Source organism: Chryseobacterium sp. Leaf201 (genome assembly GCF_001421435.1).
Taxonomy (GTDB): Bacteria; Bacteroidota; Bacteroidia; order Flavobacteriales; family Weeksellaceae; genus Chryseobacterium.
Map to the genome: position 1 here is coordinate 34646 of NZ_LMKA01000058.1, position 16423 is coordinate 51068.

Genomic DNA, 16423 nt, shown 5'->3' on the forward strand with positions numbered 1-16423 from the left:
GAAAGAATATGTCTACTATGAGAAATTGGAGTTATTACTAGCAGGCAAAGCTTTTTCATAACAAAAACCGGCAACTTATAAAACCGGATATTGCAGATTTAAAATCTCCGGCCCTGTACATTTTAAAAAAACTTACCTATTTTTGTTCATAAGTTAAAAACATAAAAATGCAGAAGTATCTTTTCTCCCTGATGACTTTTTTGGGAATATTAAGCTTAAATGCACAACAGAAAACATTCTGTAACCCGATTAACATTGACTACGGATATACCCCTTTTGAAGCTTTCTCAAAACAGGGGAAGCACCGGGCCACGGCAGACCCCGTTATTGTTAATTTTAAAAATAAGCTGTTCCTGTTTTCTACCAACCAGGAAGGCTACTGGTACAGCGACGATATGCTCGACTGGAAATTTGTGAAGAGGAATTTTCTACGGGACAATAAATACATCCATGACCTCAACGCTCCGGCAGTCTGGGCGATGAAAGATACGTTATATGTTTTCGGATCCACCTGGGAACAGGATTTCCCGATCTGGAAAAGTACCAATCCAACGAAAGACGACTGGAAGATTGCCGTAGATACCCTGAAAGTAGGCGCCTGGGATCCTGCATTTCATTACGATGAAGACAAAAATAAACTGTATCTGTACTGGGGATCCAGCAACGAATGGCCGCTGTTGGGAACAGAAGTGAAGACAAAGACCCTTCAGTCTGAAGGTTTTGTAAAACCGATTTTAAGATTAAAGCCCGAAGACCATGGCTGGGAAAGATTCGGGGAATACAATGATAATGTTTTTCTTCAGCCTTTTGTGGAAGGTGCCTGGATGACGAAGCATAACGGTAAATATTATATGCAGTATGGCGCACCGGCTACAGAGTTCAGCGGCTATTCAGACGGCGTATATGTCAGTAATAATGCCCTGGAAGGATTCGAATACCAGCAGCACAATCCGTTTTCCTATAAGCCGGGAGGTTTCGCAAGAGGAGCCGGGCACGGAGCTACTTTTGAGGACAATTATAAAAACTGGTGGCATGTTTCAACCATCTTTATCTCCACTAAAAATAACTTTGAAAGAAGGCTGGGGATCTGGCCTGCCGGATTTGATAAAGATGATGTGATGTACTGCAATACTGCGTATGGTGATTATCCTACCTATCTTCCGCAATATGCACAGGGAAAAGATTTTTCCAAAGGCCTTTTTGCAGGCTGGATGCTGCTGAATTACAATAAGCCGGTTCAGGTTTCCTCAACATTGGGCGGGTACCATTCCAATTATGCGGTGGATGAAGATATTAAAACCTACTGGAGTGCGAAAACCGGAAATTCCGGTGAATGGTTCCAGACGGATCTGGGGGAAGTATCTTCCATTAATGCAATTCAGATTAATTATGCGGATCAGGACATTGAGTTTTTAGGCAAGACACTGGGAAAAATGCACCAGTATAAAATTTATGGTTCGGATGACGGAAAAAAATGGAAAGTGATTGTTGATAAAAGCAAAAATACCAGAGACGTCCCTCATGATTATGTTGAGCTGGAAAAACCTGCCAAAGCAAGATTCCTGAAAATGGAGAACCTGAAAATGCCGACCGGGAAATTTGCATTAAGCGGATTCCGGGTGTTCGGGAAAGGAGCCGGAGCTGTTCCTGCAAAAGTTCAGAATTTTGTTCCCTTGAGAGCAGATCCTAAAAAATACGGCGAAAGAAGAAGCATCTGGATGAAATGGCAGCAGAATTCCGAAGCCGACGGGTATGTGATCTATTGGGGGAAATCTCCCGACAAGCTCTACGGAAGCATTATGGTCTATGGTAAAAATGAATATTTCTTTACCGGAGCCGACAGAACTGATGCCTACTATTTCCAGATTGAAGCATTTAATGCCAACGGGGTTTCAGAAAAGACGGAAGTTTTTAAATCAGAATAAATACATGCTCATCCTTATATAGACTAAAACGTTCTGAATTTTCAGGGCGTTTTTGTTTTGGAAATATTCCTCAGAAACAATTCAGTTTTTGTAATCAACAATGAAGCATTGGGTTCATTCTGCCATTCCACATGGTTGCCGTTGAATGTATAGGATTCATGATATATATGGTAGCGCTGCAAAGAAGAATCCAGGATTTTCATTTGTGATACAGGAACAACGGTATCTTCCGTTCCGTAAAAAGAAAGCGTGGGAGAAGAGGTTTGGGTCACCCAATACACCGGGCTTACCGTATTCATCAGTGATTCCCTGTTTCCGTATACTTTCGGGTCTGCCAGGTAATTTTCTAAAAAAGCATAATCGTCATAACTTTTAAATCCGGGATCGCCCAGATCTGCAGGACCGACGATATTCACTACGGCTTTTACTTTTTTCCCACGGTCATACCTGTATGCATACAACATGGAAAGATGGCCGCCGGCGCTGTTGCCGAGAAGGATATAGTTTGGCTTGAACGGTAATGTTTTCTCCAGATAATCAATAACGCGCTGTATATCATCCGTCTGGTTCGGCAGGGCAAAGCGGGAGGTAGAGGCCAGCCTGTAATCCATATTAGCAAAAACATGGCCCGGAAATTTTTCCATTAAACGATGGGTAAAAAGAGTCAGTTGGGATCTTCTTCCCCCGCGCCAGCCGCCGCCGTGGATGATAATGAACACTTCTTTTCTTGTTGTCTTCTGAGGGATGTAAAGATCCATCCGCTGATCAGATTCCGGTCCGTAAGAAACGTCTGTTTTACCCGTAGATAAAGAGCTGTTTGCTGAGTCAGTGCTTTTCTGTCTGCACACTGTAAAACATAACAGCAGCAGAATACCTGAAATCAATATACCGTTTTTCATCTTTAACTTTATTTAAGCCAATAATTAAATAACTGAAACTGCATCTATGAATACAATTATTATGCTTACCGTTAAAATAGGGTATTGTCTGCTGTCTTCAAAAGAGAAAGCCTGCAGATTTCCCTGCAGGCTTTACCATAAAAAAATAATGATATGAAGAAATGATTGATTAGTTGATGATTATCGTGTCCTGTTTTTAATGGCATCAGAGGCCCCTTCAATGTCTCTTACTTTTTTCACCTTGCTGTTTCCGAAATTGTATGTGATGCTTACCGTTAAGTTTCTTTTGTATTGGTCGTTTCTGATATAATTGTAGTTTCCGGAATCCTGCATATCTTCTATTTCTACCACATTTGTTCGTAATACATCATTTACATTCACTGCAAAAGTCCAGTCGTTCCAGTTTTTCTTGATGCTTAGATCTAAACTCATTAAACTTTTCAACATTCCCAATTCGATCTGCTGTTTGTCTACATAGAAATAATTTACACCCAGAAACCATGTTTTCTTTTTGTCTAAACGAATCGTATTGTTGCTGGTAACGATAAAGCTTGTCGATTTTCTGTTGTTAACATACGTGTCAAAAACCTGTCCCGTTGTAGGATCTGTATTCAAGGTTCCGTTGTTGATATTGTGCTGAACGCCCGCATTAAAATTCAACGTTACATATTGTTTGAAGAATGATTTCTGAATTCCCAGCATGGCAGACATTTCCTGTTTATCTCCGAAATTGGTTCTGATGTATGCCAGTTTTACTCTTTCTACATTGTTTTCATCGGTATACTTTCTCTGCAAAGGAACCTGCGTGATCTGATCTTTTTCATAAGAATGGTTTAAAATCACGAAATAGGAATTCTTGTACATATACGTCAGTTCCTGGTTATAGCTTGAAGATGCTTTTACAAAAGGATTGTTTTGAGTATAATTATCCTCAGTAATGATATTTCTTACCGGATTCAGCTCCCAAAAGCTCGGTCTTCTCATTCTGCTTGAAAATGCATAAGAAAGATTATTCTTGTCGTTAATTGCATAATTGAAGCTTAGATAAGGAAGTAAGTTATTATAATTTTGCTCAATTTTTTGGTGTCCTTCTGCATTGTTTTTAAAACTGTCAGCAGTACCTACACTGTTGGTGATTTCATATCTTGCGCCCACTTTTCCTGAGAATTTATCAGAGAATTTTTTCTCAAACGTGATGTAAGCTCCGTAAATGTTTTCATCGTAAATAAAATGGTTGAAATCTGCATCAGGATTCTGCATAATACCATTATCATATAGAAAAGTAAAGTTTTTGGTATCGTTATCTGTTTTTGTTTTGTTAAAATTTCCTCCTGCAGAAAAGGTGAAATCATTTTTGAATTTCTGGATATAATCTACAGTTGCCGAAAAATTGTTCACAATTTGCGGAATATTCTGAGTGATTTTTTTTCCTGGTGTAGGCAGGCTTCCCAAATCTGCAAGGTTCAGCGTATTGTTGTCGGAATACTGAAACCTTTTGTAAATAAGATAAGCCGCATTGGCATTGAATTTACTTCCTAAAGAGTCGAGTTTTATTTCATAATTTAAATTAACCGAATTGTTGTAATTTCTTGCATCTTCCTTATTTTGTGTTCTTGTATATTTTGTTGAGGTTAAAATTCCGTCTTTATCATATTCTGTAATCGTATTCAGTAAATTGATAGTAGAATTATAGCTTTTATTCGCCCACGAATTCCATGAAAGTGCCAGGTTGCTTTTTTCAGTCAGTTGATAATCAATGTTTAAGTAGCCTCCCAAGTTTTTATTTGGATCATCAATGTTTCCTACAGATTCATTTTTTATTCTGTTGGTTCCGTTTTTTAAAATGTAAGCCTGCGGGTTGATGTTTTCTCCGCCGCTTAAATTAGCCGTAACGCCCAGCTTATCTTTTCTGTAATTAACAGAAAAACTGGCCTGGCTTGCGTTATATTTATTCTGAGAGTTAGACATCCTCATGTTTCCGCTGGTTCCGTCGCTCATTTTCTTTTTCAGAATAATATTGATGATTCCGTCTGAAGATTCTACCTGATACTCACTTCCCGGAACCGTAATTACCTCAATTTTCTGAATATTTTCTGCCGGAGTATTTTTTAAGAACTGTGTAAGAGATTCTGCATCCATATTGGTTTTCCTGCCGTTGATGTAGATAAGAGCATTATTTTTTCCTACAATTTTGAAAGCTTTATCATCCGTTGTCGATAAAAGGGGAGTTTGCTTCAAAAGATCGAAAGTTGTATTTCCTTTGGCAACCGGTGAAGCGGCAACGTCATAAACAAAACGGTCGCTCTGTTTCTTAAAAACCTGTTTGGTTAGGGTAACGCCTTCAATGCTTTTTGTTTTTACAGTATCCTGTTTTTTTTCCTGTGCAAAAGCAAATCCGCTGAAGAATAAAGCTGCAATAAGTATAGATGTTTTCATGTTTCCTGTTTTAGAGATTTTAATAGCTTGTATTTATTATTATTTAACATTGCAAAGATATGTAATAAATTTAGTATCATGCAATACAAAGTACTTAAAATATTTTTATATTTTGTTTAATGTATTGATTTACAGATGTAAAATTTTATATTAAAAAATTAAATCGAAATCTGATTCCTATTTAATTAAACAATTCAGGTCACAATTTTGTTACATCTCAATAGCAATTAAGATGAATTTCTCTAAAATACTGCTGATCATTTTGAGTGATATTAAGATTGGTAAGGAGAAAACAAGGGAAGTTCTTATAGAAAAGTGCAGATCAGGGTAAACAAATCGGAATGTATTAATTGAGAATCAAGGAGCAGATAATTTACTTAGAAATTTATTGATTGCTCATTCAGCGAAAATCTTTATCTCAATTTATAATAGTGAGTTAAAGCTGATACGCAGGTCCAGACTGAATGGAACTTACATGCAGGTGCATAAAAAAAGAGCTTAAAAAGCCCTTTAAATTTATGTTATTCCCTGTCGAAGCGGGCCAGTTTTTTGTCTACCCAAATCGTGGCAAAAGGAAAAAATGCCGACATGAGTGAAAAAACAAAATCTTCATCGTCCCATGTGTAGATTTTTCTTATTGCAGGTATAAATATCAGGTAAAGCGTAAAGAAAAGCCCGTGAATACTGCCAATTGTACTGATGTAGACAATCGCAAAAATATCTTCAGGATCCGTACGGATCCAGATCATTGCTGTAAACAGGAAGAACCAGGAAACGGCTTCAGCCAGGCAAATCTGCTTAAACCATCTGATGGTTTTTTCCTGAGGGTATTTTGAAAATAATTTTTCTAAGAAATCCATTGAATGATGAGTTATTGAGGATAATATAATTTTGTCTAACTTCTAACTTCTAACTTCTAACTTCTAACTTCTAACTTCATTTATAAAAACTGCTGCCGTCCAGATAATCAAAAACCTCCGGCGGAAGCATCGGGCGCACATTTTTACCTGCCTTAATCATATTTCGGATTTCCGTAGCGGAAAGTTCAATAACAGGTGCTTTGATCAGAGAAATATTTTCATGCTGAAGATACTGTGAATCTGCCTTCTCAGGATCAAAAACCCTTGGATATACGATAATGTGATGGTTTTTAACTAACGTTTCAGAATTTTTCCATTTAGGCAGACTCGCGAGATTATCTTCACCCATAATTAGGCTGAATGAATAGTCCGGATATTTTTCATGAAGATAGGTCAGTGTATCAATCGTATAGCTGGGCTGCGGAAGAGAAAATTCTACATTCGAAGCCCTCATTTTCGGGTAGTTTTTAACGGCAAGCTGCACCATATCCAGCCGGTTATGGTCTTTTAATAAAGATTTTTTTTCTTTAAAAGGATTCTGGGGGCTTACCACAAACCAGAGTTCATCCATATCTGAATTCTCCAGAATATAATTAGCCAGAATTAAATGTCCAATGTGGATAGGATTAAATGACCCGAAAAATAAACCGATCTTTTTCATACTTTAGGGCTTAGGTGTTAGGGTTTACTTGCAGTTTGGTAATTAACGCATTGAGCATTTTGGAAATTTCTTCTGATTTTTGAATTAAATAATTGAATTCCGTTAATCTTAAATAATCTAAATTTTTTGAGATCATCAATTGGGTTTCTAATTCTGCACAGCTTCCTCTGGCAATTTTTAAAAATTGAATATAATCAATTCGGGATCTTCTGGAATGCCTCTCTGCAATATTAGACGGAATGGAAATTGAAGAACGGCGGATCTGGCTGGTAAGAGAATAGATTTCCTCTTTTGGAAACTGTTTAGTATAGGAATAAATGTCTGTAACAAGATCTACAGATTTCTGCCAAACCATTAACTCTTTGTAATTTCCCATAATAACTAATCCCTAAAAGCTAAACCCTAAAAATTAATCCCTAAATTTCACATCCTTGATATTCAGGTAATGGGTTACATTGCCTTTCCAGTGATTCTCCTCCAAAGTGAATACCAAATCAAAATTTTTATTCCTGAAATCATCGGCAAACTGGCCCAGTTTAAAGCCCACACATTCGATATTACGCCCTGTGGATTCCTGCCTGATATAAAACTTAAGGTGATTGTTATCTTTCCCCATTGTTTTGATATAGCCCGAAAGCTTTTGATTGGTCAGTGCCAGAATAGGTTTCATATTGTGAGGCCCGAAAGGAGCGAGCTTCCGGTGGAAGTTTATAAAATCCCGGTTGATATCATCGATCTTAATCTCAGAATCTATCGTGATGCATGGTTCCTTCTGATGTTCTTTGATTTTTTCAGAAACGATTTTCTCAAATTTTTCCTTGAAAGCACTGAATTTTTCCTTTTCCATTGAAAGTCCGGCCGCTGCATGGTGCCCTCCGAATTTCAGAAAATATTCAGAACACAGGTCCAATGCCTCATGCACGTCAAAATCAGATACGGATCTTGCAGAAGCTACCATTTCGCCGTTGTTTCCGTCTGTGAAAACTAACGTAGGCTTATAGTAGGTCTCAATCAGTCTTGAAGCCACAATCCCGATAACGCCTTTGTTCCATTCCGGATGGTACACGATCGTTGTATATTTTGTTTCCTGCTGGGATTCAATCACCTGGTTAAGGGCAGAAAGGGTAGAATTCATATCCAGTTCACGCCTTTCATCGTTAAGATCTACAATGTCGCCTACAATCTGGTGGGCATGTTTCAGGTTATCGGAAACCATCAGTTCAACGGCTGCTTTTCCGTGGGAAATTCTTCCGGCAGCGTTAATCTTAGGAGCAATTTCAAAAACAATATTGGAAATTTCAAAATGCGAAAGCTTATCATCAGGAATCAGTAACCTCAATCCCAGATTTCTGGTTTTCCTTAAGGTTTTTAATCCCAGTTTCGCCAGAACCCTGTTTTCGCCGGTCATGGATACGATATCTGCAGCAATGGAAATCGCGAGGAGATCCGTCAGTTCAAACAGTTCGGCTTCGGGAAGCTTATAAATGGTATTCAGTCCCTGACACAGTTTAAACCCGACACCGCATCCTGAAAGTTCCTTAAACGGATAACGGCAGTCACGCCTTTTCGGATCCAGTACCGCAATGGCTTTCGGAATTTCTTCACCGGGTAAATGGTGGTCGCAGATAATAAAATCGATGGACTGGCTTTTGGCATAATTGATCATATCCAGGGCTTTGATTCCACAGTCCAAGGCTATGATTAATGAAAATCCGTTTTCTTTGGCGAAATCAATTCCTTCGGTTGAGATACCGTACCCTTCAGAATTTCTGTCGGGGATATAAAAATCCAGGTATTTCTTCTGGACAATTTTGCTGAGGTACAGGTACATCAGGGCAACAGCCGTAGTGCCGTCTACATCATAATCTCCGTAAACGAGTATTTTTTCTCCGTTTTCAATAGCTGTGGCAATCCGCTCTACGGCTTTCTGCATATCGGCCATTAAAAAAGGGTTGTGGATGTCTGTAACGTTCGGTTTAAAAAATTCTCTTGCCTTTTGGTAATTGTCAATCCCCCTCATAACGAGAAGTTTAGATTCAAAGGTTCCAAAACCAAGTGACGAACTTAATCCATCCACAATTTCTTCATCGGGTTCAGGCTTGTAAATCCATTTTTGACTCATTTCACAAAAATAAGGAAAAAAAACAGCATTCTGAAATCCTTATCTTAAGATTTGACTCTAAGATTGATAAAAAAAACAGTTATCTTCACCGTCCAAATTAGAAATAAAAAACTATGAAAAAAATGACTTTATGCCTGATGGTAATCGGGGCGATGCATTTCGCAAATGCACAGAAAATTAATCTCGGAAAAGCGGCAGGCATCGTTTCCAGCGGTGCAAAAGCTTTAACTTTTACCAATCAGGATGCCATCCTGCTGTCTAAAGAATCCGTGGAATATATGGATAAAAATAATCCGGTTGCAAGCGCGAAAGATCCGTATACTGTAAGGCTGAACAAGCTTTTCGGTAAACATAAAACCCAGGACGGACTTAACCTTAATTACAAGGTGTACAAAGTGAAAGATATTAATGCTTTTGCCTGTGCAGACGGCAGTGTACGTGTTTTTTCCTCGTTAATGGATATTATGACAGACAGTGAATTATTAGCTGTAATCGGTCATGAAATCGGCCACGTTAAAAATCAGGATACCAAAGATGCCATGAAAACGGCTTACCTGAAAGCGGCGGCATTGGATGCGGCTTCTTCAGCTTCATCAACGGTTGCCACGCTTAATGACAGCCAGGTAGGAAAAATGGCCAATGCTTTTCTTGACGCTTCTCACAGTAAAAAGCAGGAATCTGAAGCGGATACCTATTCTTACAACTTTATGAGAGCCAACGGCTACAATGTAGTAGGAGCGTATACGGCATTTAAAAAACTGGCATTGCTTTCTGAAGGCGGCTCTGCACAGTCGGGATTTCAGAAGATGTTCAATTCTCACCCGGACAGCAATAAAAGGGCTGAAGCAATTAAAAAACGCGCTGAAAAAGACGGACTGTGGAAAGATCCGGGAACAGTTACTTTACCAACCTCAAAGCTGACAAAATAATTGATCAGTATTCATTCAAATAAAAATCCTCAGGCTAAACTAAGCCTGAGGATTTTTTATGATCAGTAAAATGCAGTCTTAAGAATACATTTTCTCTCTTAATTCCTTTACTTTTTTATCAGCAAGATATTCGTCATAGGACATTTCTCTGTCGATGATTCCCTGTGGAGTCAGTTCGATGATCCTGTTACAGACTGTTGAAAGCATTTCGTGGTCATGAGACGCCAGCAGAAGGTTTCCTTTGAAATTTGACAGTGAGTTGTTCAACGTAGTGATACTCTCAAGGTCTAAGTGGTTGGTAGGTTCATCCAACAGAAGAACATTGGCTTTCTGAAGCATCATTCTGCTGAACATACATCTCATCTTTTCACCTCCTGAAAGCACTTTGCAGGATTTTAACGCTTCATCACCTGAGAAAAGCATTCTTCCCAAAAATCCTCTCATGAATTCTTCGTGACGCTCCTCGTCATTCTTTGTGAACTGTCTCAGCCAGTCTACCAGACTGATGTCTTCCTGGAAGAATTTTGTATTGTCCAAAGGCATGTGAGACTGGTTGGTTGTAACGCCCCATGCAACACTTCCTTTATCTGCTTCAGAGTTTCCGGCTAAAATTTCAAAAAATTCTGTAATCGCCAGTGAGTTTTTGGAAAGTACGGCTACTTTGTCCCCTTTCTTAAGGTTCAAATCAATATTTGAAAATAATAATTCGCCGTCTTTCGTTTTTTCAAGACCTTTTGCATCCAGAATCTGATCTCCGGCTTCTCTTTCCATTTCGAAAATAATAGCAGGATATCTTCTTGAAGAAGGCTTGATGTCATCGATGTTTAATTTATCGATCATTTTCTTTCTTGCTGTAGCCTGTTTCGCTTTTGCTACGTTTGAACTGAACCGCGCAATGAAGTCCTGAAGTTCTTTTTTCTTTTCTTCCGCTTTTTTATTGGCCTGAGCTCTCTGTCTCGTTGCCAGCTGGGAAGCCTGATACCAGAAAGAGTAGTTACCTGTATACAGGTTTAATTTGGCATAATCCAAATCGCCGATGTGCGTACAAACGGTATCCAGGAAGTGACGGTCGTGAGAAACCACAATTACCGTGTTTTCATAATCTGCAAGGAAATTTTCTAACCAGGCAATCGTTTCGATATCCAGGTCATTCGTAGGTTCATCCAGGATCAGTACATCCGGATTTCCGAAAAGCGCCTGAGCCAAAAGAACTTTTACTTTGTCCTGATTTTCAAGCTCGCTCATCATCTGCCAGTGCATACCGTCTTTGATACCTACGTTGGAAAGCATCGTCTGGGCATCAGATTCTGAGTTCCAGCCACCCATTTCGTCATAAAGTACACCCAGCTCACCTGCTTTGATCCCGTCTTCATCAGAGAAATCTTCTTTGGCGTACAAAGCGTCCATCTCTTCTTTTATTTCGAATAATTTTGCATTTCCTCTTAAAACAGTTTCCAGAACAGTATATTGATCATATGCAAAGTGATCCTGCTCCAAAACTGACATTCTTTTCCCTGGTTCTAAAGATATATGGCCTGTTGTCGGATCCTGCTTGCCTGTTAGTATTTTAAGGAATGTAGACTTTCCTGCACCATTTGCCCCGATAATCCCGTAGCAGTTCCCTTTCGTAAACATAATGTTTACTTCGTCAAAAAGAATTCTTTTCCCGAATTGTAAAGATAAGTTAGATACTGTTAACATATAGTTTTGTAAATTTGGCGCAAAAATACGAAAAGAATTTGGGTATTTCGTAATAATGTAATATTCAAGTTTTTAATGTGGGGTATTTTTTATATATTTCATAAAAGAAATTTAAGATGAAGATCGAAAAGACAGTTAATATAGTAAACAGAAGAGCCAGATTTGAGTATGAGATTATGGAAGAGGTGGAAGCGGGGATGGTTTTAACCGGAACTGAAATCAAGTCTTTACGGTCTTCAAAAGCATCTATTGCAGAATCATTCTGTCAGTTTATAGAAGGGGAACTGTATATCATCAATATGATGATTGATGAATATAAATTAGGCACTTTTTATAACCATAAAACAAAAAGGGAACGGAAATTGCTGTTGCACAAAAAAGAATTGCAGAAACTTGAAAAAAAGTTAAAGGATGCCGGAAACACAATTATTCCTCTTAAATTGTATATCAATGACGGAGGCAAAGCAAAGGTTTTAATAGCACTGGCAAGGGGTAAAAAACTCTTTGATAAAAGGGAAAGCATAAAAGATAGAGAAAATAAACGAACCCTCGACAGAATATTAAAGAAAAGTTAAAAATCATCTGAAAAACTTTGTTTATAAAGAAAAATTATATTTATTTTGCATTATCAATTATTTAATCATTTAATTCTATGAAAAATCTAAAATTAGGAATTTCAGCATTGGCACTTACTGTTGCTTCTACTGTGTTCGCTCAGACTACCAACAATCCGTGGTTAATCGGGGTTGGTGCTCACGCGGAAAATCACCTTGCACAGGGAAGTAATTTCAGTAATACGTTCTCTGCTAGAAACTTGACGAAGACTATGTTCAATGTGAACAACTTCTCTATTACACCTCCATTATCTAAACTTACAGTTGCAAGAAACATCGGTAAAGGTTTGGTTATTGACTGGCAGACTACCGTAGGTAATGTTGAAAACAAAAGATTCAACATGGGTAAAGAATTCATGTTAATGACAGGTCTTGGTTTCCAGGCTAAAGCTGCAGGGCTTTTATGGAATGAAGAATCTTGGTTTGACCCATATTTAAGAGTTGGAGCTAACTACCTGAGACATGACTATACTTCTCTTACCTTCCCTAGAATGGATGTTAACGGAGTAATGGTTAATAACGGAGATAACGGTACTGAAAATGGTAAAGCAAACTTCTTTACTGTTGCTGCAGGTGCCGGTGTAAACTTCTGGGTAACTAAAAACTTTGGTTTAGGTGTTCAGGGAGATTACGTTTCCACTCCAGGTGACAAATCTACTGTTGCTAATTTCTGGCAGGCTTCTGCTTCCCTTAACTTCAGATTCGGGAACAGAGACAGAGATAAGGATGGTATCCTAGATAAAGATGATTTATGTCCTGATACTCCAGGTTTACCAGAATTCCAGGGATGTCCTGATACTGACGGTGACGGAGTTCCAGATAAAGATGACCAATGTCCAGATGTTGCTGGTCCGGTTGAAAACAACGGATGTCCTTGGCCGGATACTGACGGTGACGGTGTAATCGATAAAGATGATGCTTGTCCTACTGTTGCAGGTCCTGCTGAAAACAACGGTTGTCCTTGGCCAGATACAGACGGTGACGGTATCTTAGATAAAGATGATGCTTGTCCTACAGTTCCAGGTCTTCCTGAATACAACGGATGTCCTAAGCCTAAGAAGCAAACTGCTATTGAATTAGAGCAAAACTTCGGAAGTGTATTCTTTGATTTCAACAAAGCGACTATCAAAGCTGAATCTACTACAGCATTAGACAGAGCTGCTGACCTGATCAAGAAAGACGGAGGTAACTATCTGTTAGAAGGTAGAACTGATGCTAAAGGAGCTGAAGCTTATAACCTTAAGTTATCTAGACAAAGAGCTGCTGCTGTAGTTGCTGCGTTAGATGCAAGAGGAGTTGATGCAAATGCACTTAAATCTATCGGTGTTGGTGAAGCTAAAGCTACAGTTCCTGAAAAAGCAACTGATGCTGAAAGACAAGTTGACAGAAAAGTAGTGGTAACTGCTATTGAAGATGCGGCTCAGTGGGAAGCTCTTAAGAAAAGAGATTACGAAGATCCGGCTCCAGTAAAAGTTAAAAAAGCTCCAGCTAAGAAAAAAGCTGCCGCTAAAAAAAGAAAATAATTAAATTTTTCTAAATAATAATACCCTCAGTTTTCTGAGGGTATTTTTTTTTCGTTGACTTTTAATTAATTTTGTTGAAAATTAAAAATTTAAAATGGGAAGAGCATTTGAATATAGAAAAGCATCTAAAATGGCCAGATGGGATAAGATGGCCAAAACTTTTTCTAAAATAGGTAAAGATATTGCATTGGCCGTAAAGGCGGGTGGTCCGGATGTAGAGGCAAATCCTGCATTAAGGAGATGTATCCAGAATGCAAAAGGAGCAAATATGCCTAAGGATAATGTGGAACGGGCCATCAAGAAAGCAAGCGGTGCCGATGCAGAAAACTATGAAGAGGTTACTTATGAAGGATACGGGCAGGGAGGAGTTGCATTTTTCATTGAATGCACAACAAACAACACCACAAGAACGGTAGCCAATGTAAGGGCCATTTTCAATAAGTTTGACGGTAACCTGGGGAAAAATGGTGAACTGGCATTTATCTTCGATAGAAAAGGGATTTTTACCATCGATTTAGCCCAGATTAAAATGGATTGGGAAGACTTCGAGATGGAAATGATCGACGGCGGAGCAGAAGACGTGGAAAAAGATGAAGAAGAAGTAATGATTACAACTGCTTTTGAAGATTTCGGTTCTCTTTCCCATAAACTGGATGAACTGGGAATTGAAGCAAAAAGCGCGGAGTTGCAGAGAATCCCGAACAATACAAAAGAGGTGAACGAAGAGCAGTTTAAAGCCAATATGAAAATGCTTGACCGCTTTGAAGAAGATGATGACGTACAGAATGTATACCACAACATGGAAATCAGTGAAGAACTGATGAACGCTTTATAAAAATAATATGGCATTCATATACAGTTAATTTTCAATTAGTTTCTTTGCATAAAACTATGAAAAGAAACGTTGAATTAGTTGTTATCTCGGATGTCCATTTAGGAACTTATGGATGTAAGGCTAAAGAATTACTGCGGTATCTTAATTCTATACAGCCCGAAACGTTGGTTTTGAACGGTGATATTATTGATATCTGGCAATTCAAAAAGTCTTACTTCCCTAAGCCCCATCTGAAAGTAATTAAAAAGATCCTTTCACTGGCTACCAAAAATACAGATGTATACTACATCACCGGAAATCACGACGAGATGTTCCGTAAGTTTACCGATTTCCAATTGGGTAAACTCAAAGTCTGCAATAAAATCTGCCTCAATATAAACGATAAAAAAACATGGATCTTCCATGGAGACGTCTTTGACGCTTCAGTTCAGCATTCCAAATGGATTGCAAAACTGGGCGGTAAAGGATATGATCTCCTGATTGTGATCAACAACATGGTCAATTGGTTTTTGGATAAAATGGGAAAGGAAAAATATTCATTTTCAAAAAAGATCAAAAATAATGTAAAAAAAGCAGTAAAATATATCGGGGATTTCGAACTGACTGCTTCGGAACTGGCCATTGACAATCACTACGATTATGTAGTCTGCGGCCATATCCATCAGCCCCAGATCCGTGAGGTGATCAATAAAAAGGGTTCCTGTACCTATCTGAATTCCGGGGACTGGATTGAAAACCTTTCTGCCCTGGAATATCATGATAAAAAATGGGAAATTTTTTACTACGAAGACCATAAGCATCTGCTGAAAGATGAAGAGGCGGAGGAAATTCAGGACGTAGACAGTATCGAGCTTTTAAAAATGGTAACCAATTTCACAGTATGAAAATCTTATACGCATTTCAGGGAACAGGCAACGGCCATGTAGCCCGCGCACAGGAGATTGTTCCTCTTCTGAAAAAATATGCTTCAGTAGATACACTGATCAGTGGGCATCAGTCTCAGTTAAAAGCAGATTTTGATGTTAATTTCCAGCACAAAGGGGTTTCACTGCTCTATAATAAAACAGGAGGCCTGTCCTACAGAAAAACACTTACAGGCAACCGTTTTCTGGAAGCTGTTAAGATTATCAGGCAGATCAGGCTTTCGGATTATGATTTGATCATCAATGATTATGAACCATTAACGGGTTGGGCGTGTAGACTCAATAAAAACCCGATGATTGAACTGAGCCATCAGGCTTCAATGCTGTTTAAAGAAACCCCGAAACCTGATAAGAAAGATCCCTTCGGTGAATTGATTTTAAAATATTACGTACCCAGTACAAGAAGGATAGGTTTTCATTTTGAAAATTATCACCCACAGATTAAAAAGCCTGTCATCAGAAAGAAAATAAGAGATTTGCAGCCTGAAAAAAAAGGTTTTTATCTTGTGTATTTGCCCAGTTTCTCAGATGAGAACATCATTAAAATTGTAAAACAGATTCCTGTAGAATGGAAAATTTTTTCCAGGTACAGTAAACTTCAGTATAAAGAAAGTAATGTTGAAATCTTCCCCGTTGATGAGGTTCATTACCTGAAATATTTTGAAAGCTGTGAAGGTATTCTGTGCAATGCCGGTTTTGAAACCCCTGCCGAAGCGCTTTTCATGGATAAAAAATTATTTGTTATCCCGATCCACAACCAATATGAACAGGAATGCAATGCCTGCGCACTGGATAAAATGGGAATTCCTAATTCTAAAATTTTGGATAAAAAAGAAATTGAAAACTGGGTAAATTCTGATCTCTATTTTAAGGTAGATTATCCCGATGATATCGAAAACATATTATTGAACGAAGTTTTGAAATTTTAACAAGATCAATATCATTTTATAAATTATTTTTTGGAAGTCATATTATTTAAAAGTAAAAATTATTAT

General features: G+C 38.3%; 14 protein-coding genes. 7 read left to right on the forward strand and 7 right to left on the reverse strand.

Annotated elements, in window-relative coordinates:
• The first annotated feature begins 167 nt into the window (after positions 1 to 167).
• Positions 168 to 1925, forward strand: a complete 1758-nt coding sequence (locus ASE55_RS06825; protein WP_056216968.1) for a discoidin domain-containing protein — start codon at positions 168 to 170, stop codon at positions 1923 to 1925.
• Positions 1926 to 1966: 41 nt separating this feature from the next.
• On the opposite strand, the gene ASE55_RS06830 is transcribed toward ASE55_RS06825, so the two are convergent.
• The 6 genes from ASE55_RS06830 to recJ form a co-directional block, all read right to left on the reverse strand.
• Positions 1967 to 2824, reverse strand: coding sequence for an alpha/beta hydrolase (locus ASE55_RS06830; RefSeq protein ID WP_056216971.1), 858 nt, complete (start codon positions 2822 to 2824; stop codon positions 1967 to 1969).
• 180 nt (positions 2825 to 3004) lie between these two features.
• Positions 3005 to 5260, reverse strand: a complete 2256-nt coding sequence (locus ASE55_RS06835) for a TonB-dependent receptor domain-containing protein (RefSeq protein ID WP_056216974.1) — start codon at positions 5258 to 5260, stop codon at positions 3005 to 3007.
• Positions 5261 to 5781: 521 nt separating this feature from the next.
• Positions 5782 to 6120 (reverse strand): DUF3817 domain-containing protein, encoded by a 339-nt coding sequence (locus ASE55_RS06840; protein ID WP_056216978.1) that lies wholly within the window; start codon positions 6118 to 6120, stop codon positions 5782 to 5784.
• Between the two features lie 76 nt (positions 6121 to 6196).
• Positions 6197 to 6781 (reverse strand): nicotinate (nicotinamide) nucleotide adenylyltransferase, encoded by a 585-nt coding sequence (nadD, locus tag ASE55_RS06845; RefSeq protein ID WP_056216980.1) that lies wholly within the window; start codon positions 6779 to 6781, stop codon positions 6197 to 6199.
• Between the two features lie 10 nt (positions 6782 to 6791).
• A complete protein-coding gene (locus ASE55_RS06850; RefSeq protein WP_056216983.1) occupies positions 6792 to 7157 on the reverse strand; it encodes a four helix bundle protein in 366 nt (121 codons plus the stop codon).
• Positions 7158 to 7190: 33 nt separating this feature from the next.
• Positions 7191 to 8903 (reverse strand): single-stranded-DNA-specific exonuclease RecJ, encoded by a 1713-nt coding sequence (gene recJ, locus ASE55_RS06855; protein WP_056216986.1) that lies wholly within the window; start codon positions 8901 to 8903, stop codon positions 7191 to 7193.
• Between the two features lie 113 nt (positions 8904 to 9016).
• Between recJ and ASE55_RS06860 the strand changes: the two genes are divergently transcribed.
• A complete protein-coding gene (locus ASE55_RS06860; protein WP_056216990.1) occupies positions 9017 to 9832 on the forward strand; it encodes a M48 family metalloprotease in 816 nt (271 codons plus the stop codon).
• A 78-nt stretch (positions 9833 to 9910) separates the two neighbouring features.
• Here the strand turns inward: ASE55_RS06860 and ASE55_RS06865 are convergent, their stop codons facing one another.
• Complete coding sequence (locus ASE55_RS06865; RefSeq protein ID WP_056216993.1) at positions 9911 to 11533, reverse strand: ABC-F family ATP-binding cassette domain-containing protein; 1623 nt, start codon at positions 11531 to 11533, stop codon at positions 9911 to 9913.
• A gap of 116 nt (positions 11534 to 11649) precedes the next feature.
• Between ASE55_RS06865 and smpB the strand changes: the two genes are divergently transcribed.
• The 5 genes from smpB to ASE55_RS06890 all read left to right on the forward strand — a co-directional run bounded on the left by smpB (position 11650) and on the right by ASE55_RS06890 (position 16357).
• Complete coding sequence (gene smpB, locus ASE55_RS06870; protein ID WP_056216995.1) at positions 11650 to 12108, forward strand: SsrA-binding protein SmpB; 459 nt, start codon at positions 11650 to 11652, stop codon at positions 12106 to 12108.
• Between the two features lie 77 nt (positions 12109 to 12185).
• A complete protein-coding gene (locus tag ASE55_RS06875; RefSeq protein ID WP_056216998.1) occupies positions 12186 to 13670 on the forward strand; it encodes an OmpA family protein in 1485 nt (494 codons plus the stop codon).
• Between the two features lie 94 nt (positions 13671 to 13764).
• Positions 13765 to 14505, forward strand: a complete 741-nt coding sequence (locus ASE55_RS06880) for a YebC/PmpR family DNA-binding transcriptional regulator (RefSeq protein WP_056217000.1) — start codon at positions 13765 to 13767, stop codon at positions 14503 to 14505.
• A gap of 56 nt (positions 14506 to 14561) precedes the next feature.
• On the forward strand, positions 14562 to 15389 hold the full coding sequence (locus ASE55_RS06885) for a UDP-2,3-diacylglucosamine diphosphatase (RefSeq protein ID WP_056217003.1): 828 nt from the start codon (positions 14562 to 14564) through the stop codon (positions 15387 to 15389).
• Positions 15386 to 16357 carry a glycosyltransferase family protein gene (locus ASE55_RS06890; protein WP_056217009.1) on the forward strand — a complete coding sequence of 324 codons (972 nt, stop codon included), beginning with the start codon at positions 15386 to 15388 and terminating at the stop codon, positions 16355 to 16357. The genes ASE55_RS06885 and ASE55_RS06890 overlap by 4 nt, the downstream gene beginning before the upstream one ends.
• The last annotated feature ends 66 nt before the right edge of the window (positions 16358 to 16423 follow it).